The sequence below is a fragment of the Variovorax sp. Root318D1 genome, from assembly GCF_001424835.1.
GTDB lineage: Bacteria > Pseudomonadota > Gammaproteobacteria > Burkholderiales > Burkholderiaceae_C > Variovorax.
Window position 1 is genome coordinate 270,884 of record NZ_LMCQ01000019.1, and the last position, 12,980, is coordinate 283,863.

A 12,980-nucleotide genomic window follows, 5' to 3' on the forward strand; every position below is an offset into this window, starting at 1 on the left:
CCCCGTGCTGTTGACGCTGGTTGTCGTTTATCTGCTGGTCACCATCGCGATCGGCCTCTACGCCGCCAAGCGGGTGAAGAACACCACCGACTTCGCGATCGCGGGGCGGCATCTGCCGCTCTACATGATCGTGACGACAACCTTCGCGACCTGGTTCGGGTCCGAAACGGTACTGGGCATTCCCGCGAAGTTCATCGAAAGCGGGCTGAACGGCGTGGTCGAAGACCCCTTCGGCGCGGGTACCTGCCTGATCCTGGTCGGGCTGTTCTTCGCGGGCAAGCTCTACCGCATGACGCTCCTGACCATCAGCGACTACTACCGCGAGCGCTACGGCCGCGGTGTCGAAGTGGCCTGCTCGCTCATCATCATGCTGAGCTACCTGGGCTGGGTGTCGGCGCAGGTCACGGCGCTGGGGCTTGTGTTCAACGTGCTCTCGGCCGGTGCCATCAGCATTCCGGCGGGCATGGTGATCGGCGTCGTCTCGATCCTGGCCTACACCCTGTTCGGCGGCATGTGGTCGGTGGCGGTGACCGACTTCATCCAGATGATCATCCTCGTCTCAGGGCTGGCCATCATTGCCGTGTTCGCGGGCAACATGGCTGGCGGCGCCGACAAGGTGGTGGCGTTTGCTGTCAGCAAGGACCTCTTCAAGTTCTGGCCCGAGCCCAACTGGCACGACATGGTGTTTTTCTTTGCCGCGGCCATCACGATGATGCTGGGCTCCATTCCGCAGCAGGACGTGTTCCAGCGCGTCATGTCGGCCAACAGCACCAAGGCCGCCACGCGCGGTCCCGTCATCGGCGGCGTGGCGTACATCCTGTTCGCGTTCGTGCCCATGTTCCTGGTGGCGAGCGCGCTGCTCATCATGCCGGAGCAGACCGCCGCGCTGCTGAAGGAAGATCCGCAGAAGGTGCTGCCAACGCTGGTGCTCGAGAAGATGCCCTTCGTGATGCAGGTGCTGTTCTTCGGCGCACTGCTGTCGGCCATCAAGTCGACCGCTTCGGCCACCTTGCTGGCGCCGAGCGTCACGTTCACCGAAAACATCTGGCGCCAGTTCCGGCCCGCGGGCACCGACCGCCAGAACCTCATGACCATGCGCATCACGGTGCTGGTCTTCAGCGCCGCGGTGCTGGCCTATGCCATCCGCATGCAGGGCACGCCCATCTACGAACTGGTGTCGGGCGCCTACCAGGTGCCGCTGGTCGGCGCCTTCGTGCCGCTGGTGTTCGGGTTGTACTGGCGCCGCGCCACCACCCAGGGCGCGATCGCCTCCATTTTGTTCGGTATCGGCACCTGGCTGCTGTTCCTGGCGATGCCCTGGGGCGCGGCATTCCCGGCCCAGTTGGCCGGCGTGCTCGCTTCCTTTGGCGGCATGTTGGCCGGATCGCTGGCGCCGCAGTGGGTGGCCAACACCCGTACGCCGCATCGGCTGCTGGCCACGGAACCGGCCTGAAGACGCGCCTCTTGGCGGGGCGGCCCTTATAATCGAGGGCTTTGCGAGCGTCCTTTGCCAGGCCTCAGTCAGGCCTTTGCGCCGAGTCCGCGCCGCTTTTCCATTCAATTCCAATGCCCATTTACGCCTACAAGTGCAGCGCCTGCGGCTTTGCCAAGGACGCCCTGCAGAAAATGTCCGATGCGCCGCTGACGGTGTGCCCGACGTGCGGCGCGAGTGCGTTCGAGAAGCAAGTCACTGCCGCCGGTTTCCAACTCAAGGGTTCCGGCTGGTACGTGACTGATTTCCGCGACGGTGGCGGCAAGAAGGCCGAGCCGGCAACCGCGGCTCCCGCGGCAGCCAACGGCGACTCCGCAGCGCCGGTCACCGCCGCCGCCAAGACCGCGGAAGCTTCCAGTCCTGCGCCCGCCCCTGTGTCCAGCCCGGCGCCGGCGCCAGCCCCCGTAGCAGCCGCCAAAGGCGCCTGAGAACACACACCATGCTCGCCCTGCGCAAATGGCTGTTTTCCGGCTTGCTGGTGATTGTTCCGCTGTTCATCACCCTGGCGGTGCTGAAGTGGATCATCGACACGCTGGACCAGACGCTCTGGGTGCTGCCATCGGTTTGGCAGAAATGGCTTTATGACAACAACGTGCGTGGTCTTGGCGTGCTGCTCACGCTGGCCATCCTGCTGGGCGTCGGCGCCATTGCGAGCAATTTCGTGGGCAAGCGCCTGCTGGGCTGGGGCGACGCGGTGGTGCGGCGCATCCCCGTCGTCCGCTCGATCTACTCGAGCGTCAAGCAGGTGTCCGACACGCTCTTTTCCGAGAATGGCAACGCCTTTCGGACGGCCGTGCTGGTGCAGTGGCCGCGCGAAGGGGTCTGGACCATCGCCTTCGTGACCGGCACGCCCGGCGGTGACGTGGTCGAGCACCTGGGCGGCGGCGACTATCTCAGCGTCTACGTACCGACCACGCCCAATCCCACGGGCGGCTATTTCGTGATGCTCAAGCGCAGCGACTGCATCGAACTCAAGATGAGCGTGGACGAAGCGCTCAAGTACATCGTCTCGATGGGGGTGGTCGTTCCCGGCGGCCCCACATCCATCGCGATCAAGTAAAAAACGCGCCTTTCCGGCGCCGGAATCCAAGATATGGCCATGCGTACTCACTATTGCGGTCTTGTGACCGAAGCCCTGATGGGCCAAACCGTCACCCTGTGCGGCTGGGTCAACCGCCGCCGCGACCACGGCGGCGTGATCTTCGTCGACGTGCGCGACCGCGAAGGCTACGTGCAGGTGGTGTGCGACCCCGATCGCGCCTCCACCTTCGCCGTGGCTGAAAACCTGCGCAACGAGTTCTGCGTGCAGATCACGGGCCTGGTGCGTTCGCGCCCAGAAGGCACGACCAACGACAGCCTGAAGAGCGGCAAGATCGAAGTGCTGTGCCATGAACTCAAGGTGCTGAATCCGTCGGTCACGCCGCCGTTCCTGCTGGACGACGACAACCTCTCGGAAACCACCCGCCTCACGCACCGCGTGCTCGACCTGCGCCGCCCGGCCATGCAGCGCAACATGATGCTGCGCTACAAGGTCACGATGGAAACGCGCAAGTTCCTCGATGCCAACGGCTTCATCGACATCGAGACCCCGATGCTCGGCAAGTCCACGCCCGAAGGTGCGCGCGACTACCTCGTGCCCAGCCGCGTGCACGACGGCAGCTTCTTCGCGCTGCCGCAGTCGCCCCAGCTCTTCAAGCAGCTGCTGATGGTGGCCGGCTACGACCGCTACTACCAGATCGTGAAGTGCTTCCGCGACGAAGACCTGCGCGCCGACCGCCAGCCCGAGTTCACGCAGATCGACATCGAGACCTCGTTCCTCGCCGAGGAAGAAATCCGCGAGATGTTCGAAGGCATGATCCGCACCGTGTTCCGCAATGCCGCGGGCATCGACCTGCCGGTGTTCCCAACCATGACGTACGGGGACGCGATGTTCAAGTACGGCTCCGACAAGCCCGACCTGCGCGTGAAGCTCGAGTTCACCGAACTCACCGAGCTCATGAAGCGCGTGGAGTTCAAGGTGTTTTCGAACGCCGCCACCATGCAGGGCGGCCGCGTCGTTGCACTGCGCGTGCCGGGCGGCGGTGCCGAAGGCGGCCTCTCGCGCGGCGAGATCGACGCGTATCAAGAGTTCGTCAAGATCTACGGCGCCAAGGGCCTGGCCTACATCAAGGTCAACGACGCAGCCGCCGGCCGCGAAGGCCTGCAAAGCCCGATCGTCAAGAACCTCGACGATGCCTCGCTGGCCGAGATCATCGCCCGCACGGGTGCCCGCAACGGCGACATCCTGTTCTTCGGCGCCGACAAGGAAAAGGTCGTCAACGACGCCATCGGCGCGCTGCGCGTGAAGATCGGCCACAGCGCCTTCGGCAAGAAGGCGGGCCTGTTCGACGACCGCTGGGCGCCGCTGTGGGTGGTCGACTTCCCGATGTTCGAGTTCGACGAGGAAGGCCAGCGCTGGTCGGCCGTGCACCATCCGTTCACCGCACCCAAGGACGGCCATGAAGACCTCATGGACACCGCGCCCGAGAAGTGCATTGCCAAGGCCTATGACATGGTGCTGAACGGCATCGAGATGGGCGGCGGCTCGGTGCGTATCCACCGCGAGGAAGTGCAGAGCAAGGTCTTCCGCGCGCTCAAGATCAATGCAGAGGACGCGCAGCTCAAGTTCGGCTTCCTGCTCGACGCGCTGCAGTATGGCGCGCCGCCGCACGGCGGCATTGCCATCGGCCTCGATCGCCTGGTCATGCTCATGACCGGTGCCGAGTCGATCCGCGACGTGATTGCCTTCCCCAAGACCCAGCGCGCGCAAGACCTGCTCACGCAGGCGCCGAGCCCGGTCGACGAGAAGCAGCTGCGCGAGCTGCACATCCGGCTGCGCAACGTCCAGCAGCCCGCCTGATGTGTCCATGACGACCATCGGCCGGCCCTGGAAGATTCCGGAGTCGGTGCTGGTCGTCATTCACACGCCGGCGCTCGAGGTGCTGTTGATTCGGCGCGCGGATGCGCATGAGTTCTGGCAGTCGGTTACGGGCAGCAAGGACCTGCTCGACGAGCCGCTTGCGCTCACCGCGGCGCGCGAGGTGGCGGAAGAAACCGGTATCCAGTGCGGGGAGGGCAGCCCGCTGGCAGCCCGGCTGGTCGACTGGCAGCTGCGCAACGTCTACGAAATCTATCCCGGCTGGCGTGCGCGCTACGAGCCCGGCATCACGCACAACACCGAGCATCTCTTCGGACTCTGCGTGCCCGAGCGCGTGGTGCCCACGCTCCACCCCCGCGAGCACACGGCCTGGAAATGGCTGCCCTATCGCGAGGCCGCCGATGCGTGTTTTTCCCCATCGAATGCCGAAGCCATTCTGTTGCTGCCAGAATTTGCGCGATGAACCTGCCGGCACACACGCTTCGGGTCGCGACCTACAACATCCACAAGGGTGTGCAAGGCATCGGGCCTGCCCGGCGCCTCGAAATCCATAACCTGGGGCATGCGATCGAGCAGCTGGACGCCGACATCGTCTGCCTGCAGGAGGTTCGCAAGATGAACCGGCAGGCGCAGGCGCGTTTTGCGCGCTGGCCCGAGATGCCGCAGGCCGATTTCCTGGCGCCCGAGGGCTACACCGCCGTCTACGAGACCAATGCCGTCACGCGCCACGGGGAGCATGGCAATGCGCTACTCACCCGGTGGCCGGTGATACGTACCGGGCACCAGGATATTTCAGACCATCGATTCGAGCAACGCGGGCTGTTGCACGTCGTCATCGAATTCGAGGAACGACCGGTGCATGCCATCGTTGTGCACCTGGGACTCATCAAGGGCAGCCGTGTGCGGCAGGTGGCCCGGCTGCGCGAGTTCATCGAACGCGAAGTGCCGGCGGGCGAGGCGGTGGTGGTCGCGGGTGACTTCAACGACTGGGGCGCACGCATGCGCCACGCCATGAATGCCATGGGCTTGCGCGACACCAGCGACCTGCGCGGCCCGCCGACGCTCACCTATCCCTCGCGATTGCCGGTGGCGCAGCTTGATTTCATCTACGCGCGGCAGCTCGAGCCCACGGCCTGCTCGGTGCCACGCGGTCCGATCTGGGCCCGGATGTCCGATCACCTGCCGCTGGTGGCTGATTTCACGCTGGCCTGAGGCGGAGCCCGGCGGGCTTTGCACCCCGCGCCGCTTCTCCCGCCCCGGCAGCCAGAATGGGTTCGCTGATACCATGCGCGGATGCTGAGGAAAACCGACGTGGAACCGCGCCCTGATGGCAACAACGACGACGAGGGCACACCCGTCTCGGTGAAGATCCGCGAGCGCCTGACGGCCGCGCGCAAGCGCTTCAACGCCAACGACAACATCGCCGAGTTCATCGAGCCGGGCGAGCTGGAGTCTTTGCTCGACGAGGTCGAGATCAAGATGAAGGGCGTGCTCGAGAGCCTGGTGATCGATCTCGAGAACGACCACAACACCGGCAACACCGCTCGCCGCGTGGCCAAGATGTACCTCAACGAAGTGTTCAAGGGCCGCTATGTGGCGCCGCCTTCGCTCACCGAGTTTCCGAATGCTGAGCACCTGAACGAGCTGATGATCGTCGGCCCGATCACCGTGCGCAGCGCCTGCTCGCACCACTTCTGCCCGATCATCGGCAAGCTGTGGATCGGCATCATGCCGAACGAGCACACCAACGTGATCGGCCTGTCCAAGTACGCCCGCCTGGCCGAATGGGTCATGGGCCGTCCGCAGATCCAGGAAGAAGCCGTCGTGCAGCTGGCCGACCTGATCCAGGAAAAGACCCAGCCAGACGGCTTGGCGCTGGTGATGGAAGCCGAGCACTTCTGCATGGCCTGGCGCGGCGTGAAGGAAATGGACAGCAAGATGATCAACTCCGTGATGCGCGGCGTGTTCCTGAAAGACCCGAGCCTGCGCCGCGAATTCCTTTCCCTGCTGCCTAGAAGGAGCTGAAGATGCTGGTCCGACTCCTCTACGCCAGCCGCGCCGTGGACAACAGCCCCGAGGCGGTCGAAGCCATCCTTGCGCAATCGCGCGCGCACAACACGGCCTGCGGCATCACCGGCATTCTTTGCTATGGCGCCGGCACCTTCCTGCAGGCCATCGAAGGCGGCCGTACGGCCATCAGCGAGCTGTACGGCCACATCCAGCGCGATGCACGCCACAAGGATGTGGTGCTGCTGCACTACGAAGAAATTTCCGAGCGTCGCTTCGGCGGCTGGACCATGGGGCAGGTCAACCTCTCCAAGCTCAATGCCTCGACGCTGCTCAAGTACTCGGAAAAGCCGGAGCTCAATCCGTACGCGGTGTCGGGCAAGGTGTCGCTAGCCTTGCTAGAAGAATTGATGGCCACCGCCGCCATCGTCGGCCGCCACTAGAACACGTGCCCCCACGCTCGGCACTTCGTGTCCGCGCTGTCCGGCGTTGCTCGATCGCGCGCAGCGCGTAGTCGCGGGTGCCGCTCTCCGCTTTTGCACTGATCCTGCTCGCCGGGATCATCCACGCCAGCTGGAACATCGCCGCCAAGAAGGCGAATGGCGATGCGCGCTTCGCCTTCCAGAGCGGTGTGTTCATGGCCATCGTATGGGCGCCTGTGGGCATCGCACTGGGCTGGCGCGTGGTGCCAGGCTGGGGCCTCAAGGAGTGGGGCTTCGTCGCGCTGAGCGGTGTGCTGCACGTCTTCTACTACGTCATCCTGCTGCGCGGCTACCGCAAGTCCGACCTCACGGTGGTCTATCCGCTGGCGCGTGGTTCGGGGCCGCTGTTGTCGTCGCTGGTCGCGATTCTCTTCCTTGGCGAGCGCATCAGCCTGATCGGGGTTGCTGGTATCGCGGGCGTGGTACTCGGCGTGTTCCTGGTGGCCGGCGGGCCGGGCCTGTGGCGCAAGAAGCATGACGCCGTCCAGAGCGCCCGCGTGAAAAAGGGCATCCGCTACGGCGTGCTGACCGGCGCCTTCATCGCGGCCTACACCGTGGCCGACAGCTATGCGGTCAAATTCCTGGCGATGTCGCCGATCCTGCTCGACTACTTCAGCAACTTCGTGCGCGTGGGCCTGTTGCTGCCCGCGGCGCTGCACGACCGCGCTACCACGGCGCGCATGTGGCGCGCGCAATGGAAGTACGCGCTGCTGGTGGCGGCGATCAGTCCGGTTTCCTACGTGCTAGTGCTCTATGCGGTGCAGCAGGCGCCCATTTCGCACGTCGCGCCCGCGCGTGAAGTCTCGATGCTCTTTGCGGCGCTCATCGGCGGCCATCTGCTGCGCGAGGGCGATCGCCTGTTGCGCCTGCTGGGCGCCGCCTTCATTGCCGCTGGCGTGGTGGCGCTTGCGCTAGGGTAAGGGCCGAGCTCGATGCTGCTCTTCGGTTGCGATTTTTCATGCGCACCCACGCCGCGCAAGCCGATCGTCGTGGCCACGGGCAGCACGGGCAGAAACGGCGACGAGGGCACGCTGGCGCTGACAGGCCTCCAGCGCTTCACCACCCTGGACGCCTGGGCCAGGTGGCTGCGCACCGAACCGGAATGGATTGGCGGTTTCGATTTTCCTTTCGGCCTTCCGCGCGAACTGGTCGAGCACCTGCGCTGGCCGCGGGAGTGGAACGCGCTCATGACCCACTACGCCGGCCTGAGCCGCGCCGACATCCGCACCACCTTTGCCGCTTTCTGCGCCGCGCGGCCGGTCGGCGGCAAGTTCGCACACCGGGCTACCGATGCGCCCGCCGGTTCGAGCCCGTCGATGAAATGGGTCAATCCGCCCGTGGCCTTCATGCTTCATGCGGGCGTGCCGCCGCTACTGGCCGCGGGCGCGAGCCTGCCGGGTCTGCACGCCGGCTGCCTCCCCGGCCGCGTGGCGCTGGAGGCCTATCCGGGGCTGCTGGCGCGCGAGCTGATCGGGCGCCGCAGCTACAAAAGCGACGAAATGGCCAAGCAGACGCCCGAACGGCTGGCGGCGCGAGGCGACCTGCTCGTATCGCTCGAAGCGGGCACTTCGCGGCTGGGTCTGCGGCTGGTGCTCGGCGGCGCACAGCGCGCCGAGTTGCTGGGCGATGCCCGCGGCGACCACATCGATGCGGTGCTGTGCCTGGTGCAGGCGGCCTGGAGCGCACAGCGCGCTTCCACGCCCGGACCGGGCTATGGCCTGCCCGAGCAGATCGATCCGCTCGAAGGCTGGATCGCGACAGCCTGAGCTTTCCTGTCCTACAGAAATTCGGGCCACTGGCCATACCCTCGCTGCCCAACGTGAAAGTTAGAGTAGCCATGGCTGCTTCCGTGGCCAAGCCTTTTTCCCAGCTCCGTGAGAGCGCCTGGAGGATTCAAATGAACAAGATTCGTCAAACTACCTTGCCGTACCCGCGCACGTGGCTCGCCCTGCTGTTGGCCGGCGCCGCACTGACGCTCGCTGCATGCGACAGGTCGGACAACCGCACGGCCGGCGAGAAGCTCGACAGTGCCATCTCGAAGACCGAGAAGGCTGCCGATACCGCCGCCGCCAAGACTGGAGAGGCTGTCCGGGACGCCAAGGCCAAGATCGATGCCTCCAACACCACCGCCGAGGTGAAGGAGGGTATGGCCAACCTGAAGGACGCGGCCAAGAGCGCCGGCGCCGCCATGAGCGCTTCGGTAGACGACGCTGCGATCACCTCATCGGTTTCCGCTGGCCTCGCCAAGGACCCGGACCTGAGCGCAGCCAAGATCGACGTCGACACCAAGGGCGGTGTCGTGAGCCTCAAGGGGCCCGCCCCAAGTGCCGCCGCCAAGGCGCGCGCCGAGGAGATCGCCAAGAGCGTGCAGGGCGTCACCTCGGTGAACAACCAACTCGATGTGAAGGGCTGACGCTTCCTTGCTTTCCGCCCCAATGAAGAAAGCCCGGTTCATCCGGGCTTTCTTCTGAGTGGCGGGGCCGCAGGGCGCGTTCAGTGGCTCAGCCAGTCCTTCAACTCGTCGGCATGCTCTTCCTCGTCGGAAAGAATGTCTTCCAGCATGCGCCGCGTGGTCGGGTCCTTGTCGCCGATCAGGTTGATCATCTGGCGGTAGGTTTCAACGGCAATGCGCTCGGCCACGAGGTTGGCGCGCACCATCGCTTGCAGGTCGGTGGACTCGTCGTAGCTGGCATGGCTGCGGTCGAGCAGGTGATTAGGCGCAAAGTCGGGCTCGCCGCCCAGCTGCACGATGCGTTCCGCAATGCGGTCGGCATGGGCCGACTCTGCATTCGCATGCCCCAGGAATTCTTCGGCGATCTTCGGCGACGACACGCCATGGGCGGTGAAGTAGTGGCGCTTGTATCGCAGCACGCAGACCAGTTCTGTGGCGAGCGCGTCGTTCAGCAGCTTCACGACATCGTCCCGCCAGGGGCCGTAGCTCGGCGTGACGGCGCCTTCGTCGAGACTCTTGGCGGCCTCGCCGATGGCTTTCTCGTCGAGCACCAGATGCTGGTGTCCCGCCGGGTTCGCGGCCGTGGAAACTTGGGCATTCATGAAGGGTCCTTTCGTGGGCTTGTGTGTTTCTGCATCAGCGTGTTGACGACGTCAGCAACGTCGGATGTCTTGAGCACAGCCGCGAGCACTGCCGTGAACGAAAGCAGGCGCCACGGCTTGAGCAGCACGAGCGCCGCGCCCGTGCCCGCAGCAATCGCCATGAGCTTGGCCGGCTCCTTGCGCGCATAGTGTTCGAGCAAGGGCCGCGCAAGCTGGCCCATGGCATGGGCCGGATGGCGGCGCCACCAGCGCTCGGTCATGCTGCGCGCCATCGAGACCCATCGTCGGCTCTGGCCGAATGAATGGCCTTGCGCCTCGGAATCGTCGAAGCCGGGTGTTCCGTCCGGCTCCTGCTCGGCCGCAGCGCGCCGGACGCGAGGGCGGTCGTCTCGCTCGTCGTCGCCGTTCAGCTCTCTGACGAGCGCCCGGCGCGAAATGGCAAGCCGCTCTTTCGGCGTGAGGGAATTGCGCTCAACGTCGTTCATGGCGGGCTCCTGCTGCGTGCAACGCCGTCAGGTCGGCATGGACCTGCTCGCGCAGGTCGTCGAACCCGTAGGCTGGAAACGGACGTGCGGCCAGCCAGGCGCAGGCGCCGGCAATCGCAAGTGCCGCGCCGGGTACGGCCACCAGCACCCAGTGGAAGCTGCCATGCAGCACGCCCATCAGCACCGCAACGCCGATGAGCCCCAGCGCCAGCATCGCGCTGGCTGCCGCCAGCACGCCAGCCACGATGCGCGCGACGATGCCGCGCCCGGCCTCGGAGGCCTCCTGCCTCACCAGGGCCGCGTAGTTCGCCGCGTGTTCGGCAATGAGTTCCGGATGCCCGAGCACCGTGGAAAAGATCGGATGAAGCATGGTGCGGGGGATGGGTGGAACAACGTATCAGCGGCAGTGGATCAGTAGTCGTCCCGGCGGTTGCGGCTGGCCAGCACGATCAGCGCGGTGATCGCGGCGCCAGCTGCGGCGGCAATCAGCACCGAGCGCACGGGCTGGTCGGAGATATAGCGGCCGGTGACGTCGGCCGCCTGTTCGAGCCGGCGCTGGGCACGGGCACTCGTGGTCGAGGCCGCATCGAGGCCGCGCTGCACGGCCTGCTGCACGCGCGCTGCCAGTTGCTCGACCGCCGGTTCCGCATCGCGGCGCAGTTCGCGCACCTTCTCGCCGGCCGCATTCACTGCGTTCTGCGCATACGCGCGGGTCGTGTCGACCGCGTCGTTGGCGGTCTGGCGCGCCTCTTCGGCAATTTGCGAGGGAGTCTTGGTCGTCGTGTTCATGAGAGTTTCCTTTCCGGGGAGATGAATTGCGGGAGCCTGTTGATCGTAACGACGCTACTTGCGCCTGAGCAAGCCGGCCAGGAAACTGGCGATGGCAAGCACGGCGAAGATCACGAAAAGGATCTTTGCGATTCCTACGGCGCTGGCTGCAATGCCGCCAAAACCGAACACTGCGGCAATCAGCGCGATTACCAGAAACACCACTGCGTAATACAACATGGGGACTCCTTCGAGGCTTCGCTCGTCGTGTTGAGTGGCCCGTTCAATAAAGAAGAAGGAGATGAACGGCTTGGAATCAACCTTAAGGGCCCCCCCCCGCGAGGGCCTGTCAGCAACCGGGCGCGGGGTGCGTAGGAGATGGCCGAGTTCCTCGGGGACTCGCGTTTAACGGGGGGCGCGGCAGCCTGCCGGCGACACCGGCCGCGGTGTGTCTCAGAGCACCTTGACTGTGGGCAGCATGGCGCTCAAGCGGGTGCCGCGGCCCGGCGTCGACGAGATGGTGAGCCTGCCGCGGGCGGCCTCGACCCGGTGGCGCATGCCGGCAAGGCCGTGGGTAGAAGGGTGCACGCGCCGGGGTTCGAAGCCCTTGCCGTTGTCGGCCACTTCCACGATCACGTGGTTGTCGTAGTTCTTCAGCACGATTGTGGCCTCCGTGGCCTCCGCGTACTTGCCGATGTTGGTGAGGCTCTCCTGCACCATGCGGTAGATCGTGAGCTGGCGCGATTCGTCCATGATCACGGGCTCGAGCGCCATCTGCACCTGGATGCCCGAGCGCTCGGCAAATTCGCGTCCCAGGATTTCGAGCGATGCGACCAGCCCGAGGTTCGAAAGCGACGAGGGGCGCAGGTCTTCGATGATGCGGCGCTTGAGCGCGATGCCGCTGTTGAGGAGCTCCGTCAGGTGCTGCAGCCGCTGGGTGGCATCTGGCGCATCCAGTAGCCTGGACTTGAGCCGGGCGACGTCCAGCTTGGCGGCGGTGAGCAGCGAGCCAAGCTCGTCGTGCAGCTCGCGGGCGAGATAGCCGCGCTCTGTTTCCCGCACGTCCTGCAGATGGGTGGCCAACTCGGCGAGCGAGGCGGTGCGTTCGCGCACCTCGTCTTCCAGCGCGTTGCGTTCCCGCTGCAGCGTTTCCTGCTGGCGCTCCCCGATGGAGCGCAACGCATGCGTCTGCCGCAGGTACAGGAAGAACGCAAAAAAAGCGGCGAGCGCCACGATGGCGGTGCCGATACGAGCGAGTTGCAGCGACTTCATCACCTGCACCTGGCTTTCCTGCAGGGTCTTGTTGCTGATGGCCACCAGGTCGAGTGCGCTCTTGCGGATGGCATCCATTTCCTCGCGCCCGACGTCCGTCGTGATGACGAACTTCCAGGCGTCGTCGTTGCCGTCCTGCCGCAGCCGCACGCTCATGTCCATTTCGGCGATCTTGCGCAGCACGTGTTTGGAGAGCTCTGCCAACTGGGTACGCTCGGTCGGCCGTTCGGCGTAAAGTTGGCGTAGGGTGGCCAGATGCCCGTCGACCTGCTTCACGGCCGTGTCATAGGGTTTCCGGTAGCTGGCTTCGCCGGTCAGGAGGAAGCCTCGCTGGCCGGTTTCGGCATCGAGCATGTTCTGCAGGATGAGGTTGAGCGTGGCGCGCACCTTTTGCGCCTCGCCGATGTCTGCCAGGGCACGGGTCGACTGGCGGTAACCAGCCTCGTTGATGCCAACGAGTGCCAGTGCAGCCAGCGCCGCGAGCAGGAGGCTCACGGCCATTT

General features: G+C 65.4%; 17 protein-coding genes. 11 read left to right on the forward strand and 6 right to left on the reverse strand.

Going from position 1 to position 12,980, the window contains the following annotated elements; genetic code table 11:
* Nucleotides 1-4 precede the first annotated feature (4 nt).
* From ASC78_RS15610 to ASC78_RS15660, 11 genes are all read left to right on the forward strand, one after another.
* On the forward strand, nt 5-1,453 hold the full coding sequence (locus ASC78_RS15610) for a sodium:solute symporter family protein (protein WP_055802874.1): 1,449 nt from the start codon (nt 5-7) through the stop codon (nt 1,451-1,453).
* Nucleotides 1,454-1,566: 113 nt separating this feature from the next.
* Nucleotides 1,567-1,920: an FmdB family zinc ribbon protein gene (locus tag ASC78_RS15615; protein WP_055802876.1), complete on the forward strand. Its 354-nt coding sequence runs from the start codon at nt 1,567-1,569 to the stop codon at nt 1,918-1,920.
* A gap of 11 nt (nt 1,921-1,931) precedes the next feature.
* Nucleotides 1,932-2,552 carry a DUF502 domain-containing protein gene (locus ASC78_RS15620; RefSeq protein WP_055802878.1) on the forward strand — a complete coding sequence of 207 codons (621 nt, stop codon included), beginning with the start codon at nt 1,932-1,934 and terminating at the stop codon, nt 2,550-2,552.
* 33 nt (nt 2,553-2,585) lie between these two features.
* Complete coding sequence (gene aspS, locus ASC78_RS15625; protein WP_055802880.1) at nt 2,586-4,391, forward strand: aspartate--tRNA ligase; 1,806 nt, start codon at nt 2,586-2,588, stop codon at nt 4,389-4,391.
* Between the two features lie 7 nt (nt 4,392-4,398).
* Complete coding sequence (gene nudB, locus ASC78_RS15630; RefSeq protein ID WP_055803421.1) at nt 4,399-4,872, forward strand: dihydroneopterin triphosphate diphosphatase; 474 nt, start codon at nt 4,399-4,401, stop codon at nt 4,870-4,872.
* A complete protein-coding gene (locus ASC78_RS15635) occupies nt 4,869-5,621 on the forward strand; it encodes an endonuclease/exonuclease/phosphatase family protein (RefSeq protein WP_055802882.1) in 753 nt (250 codons plus the stop codon). Before nudB ends, ASC78_RS15635 begins: the two co-directional genes overlap by 4 nt.
* 81 nt (nt 5,622-5,702) lie before the next feature.
* Nucleotides 5,703-6,434, forward strand: coding sequence for a GTP cyclohydrolase I (gene folE / locus ASC78_RS15640; protein WP_055802883.1), 732 nt, complete (start codon nt 5,703-5,705; stop codon nt 6,432-6,434).
* A 2-nt stretch (nt 6,435-6,436) separates the two neighbouring features.
* On the forward strand, nt 6,437-6,859 hold the full coding sequence (locus ASC78_RS15645) for a BLUF domain-containing protein (protein WP_055802885.1): 423 nt from the start codon (nt 6,437-6,439) through the stop codon (nt 6,857-6,859).
* A gap of 77 nt (nt 6,860-6,936) precedes the next feature.
* A complete protein-coding gene (locus ASC78_RS15650) occupies nt 6,937-7,818 on the forward strand; it encodes a DMT family transporter (protein ID WP_055802887.1) in 882 nt (293 codons plus the stop codon).
* A 12-nt stretch (nt 7,819-7,830) separates the two neighbouring features.
* Nucleotides 7,831-8,664 carry a DUF429 domain-containing protein gene (locus tag ASC78_RS15655; protein ID WP_055802889.1) on the forward strand — a complete coding sequence of 278 codons (834 nt, stop codon included), beginning with the start codon at nt 7,831-7,833 and terminating at the stop codon, nt 8,662-8,664.
* Nucleotides 8,665-8,795: 131 nt separating this feature from the next.
* A complete protein-coding gene (locus ASC78_RS15660; RefSeq protein ID WP_055802891.1) occupies nt 8,796-9,311 on the forward strand; it encodes a BON domain-containing protein in 516 nt (171 codons plus the stop codon).
* An 80-nt stretch (nt 9,312-9,391) separates the two neighbouring features.
* On the opposite strand, the gene ASC78_RS15665 is transcribed toward ASC78_RS15660, so the two are convergent.
* From ASC78_RS15665 to ASC78_RS15685, 6 genes are all read right to left on the reverse strand, one after another.
* Nucleotides 9,392-9,952: a ferritin-like domain-containing protein gene (locus tag ASC78_RS15665; RefSeq protein ID WP_055802893.1), complete on the reverse strand. Its 561-nt coding sequence runs from the start codon at nt 9,950-9,952 to the stop codon at nt 9,392-9,394.
* A complete protein-coding gene (locus ASC78_RS15670; protein WP_055802895.1) occupies nt 9,949-10,437 on the reverse strand; it encodes a hypothetical protein in 489 nt (162 codons plus the stop codon). Before ASC78_RS15670 ends, ASC78_RS15665 begins: the two co-directional genes overlap by 4 nt.
* Nucleotides 10,424-10,807: a hypothetical protein gene (locus ASC78_RS15675; RefSeq protein ID WP_055802897.1), complete on the reverse strand. Its 384-nt coding sequence runs from the start codon at nt 10,805-10,807 to the stop codon at nt 10,424-10,426. The genes ASC78_RS15670 and ASC78_RS15675 overlap by 14 nt, the downstream gene beginning before the upstream one ends.
* Before the next feature lie 41 nt (nt 10,808-10,848).
* Nucleotides 10,849-11,226, reverse strand: a complete 378-nt coding sequence (locus ASC78_RS15680) for a hypothetical protein (RefSeq protein WP_055802899.1) — start codon at nt 11,224-11,226, stop codon at nt 10,849-10,851.
* Between the two features lie 54 nt (nt 11,227-11,280).
* Entirely contained in the window at nt 11,281-11,445 is a 165-nt protein-coding gene (locus tag ASC78_RS27100; RefSeq protein ID WP_015866884.1) for a DUF1328 domain-containing protein, read from the reverse strand.
* A gap of 213 nt (nt 11,446-11,658) precedes the next feature.
* Nucleotides 11,659-12,978, reverse strand: coding sequence for a sensor histidine kinase (locus tag ASC78_RS15685; RefSeq protein WP_055802901.1), 1,320 nt, complete (start codon nt 12,976-12,978; stop codon nt 11,659-11,661).
* Between the last annotated feature and the right edge of the window lie 2 nt (nt 12,979-12,980).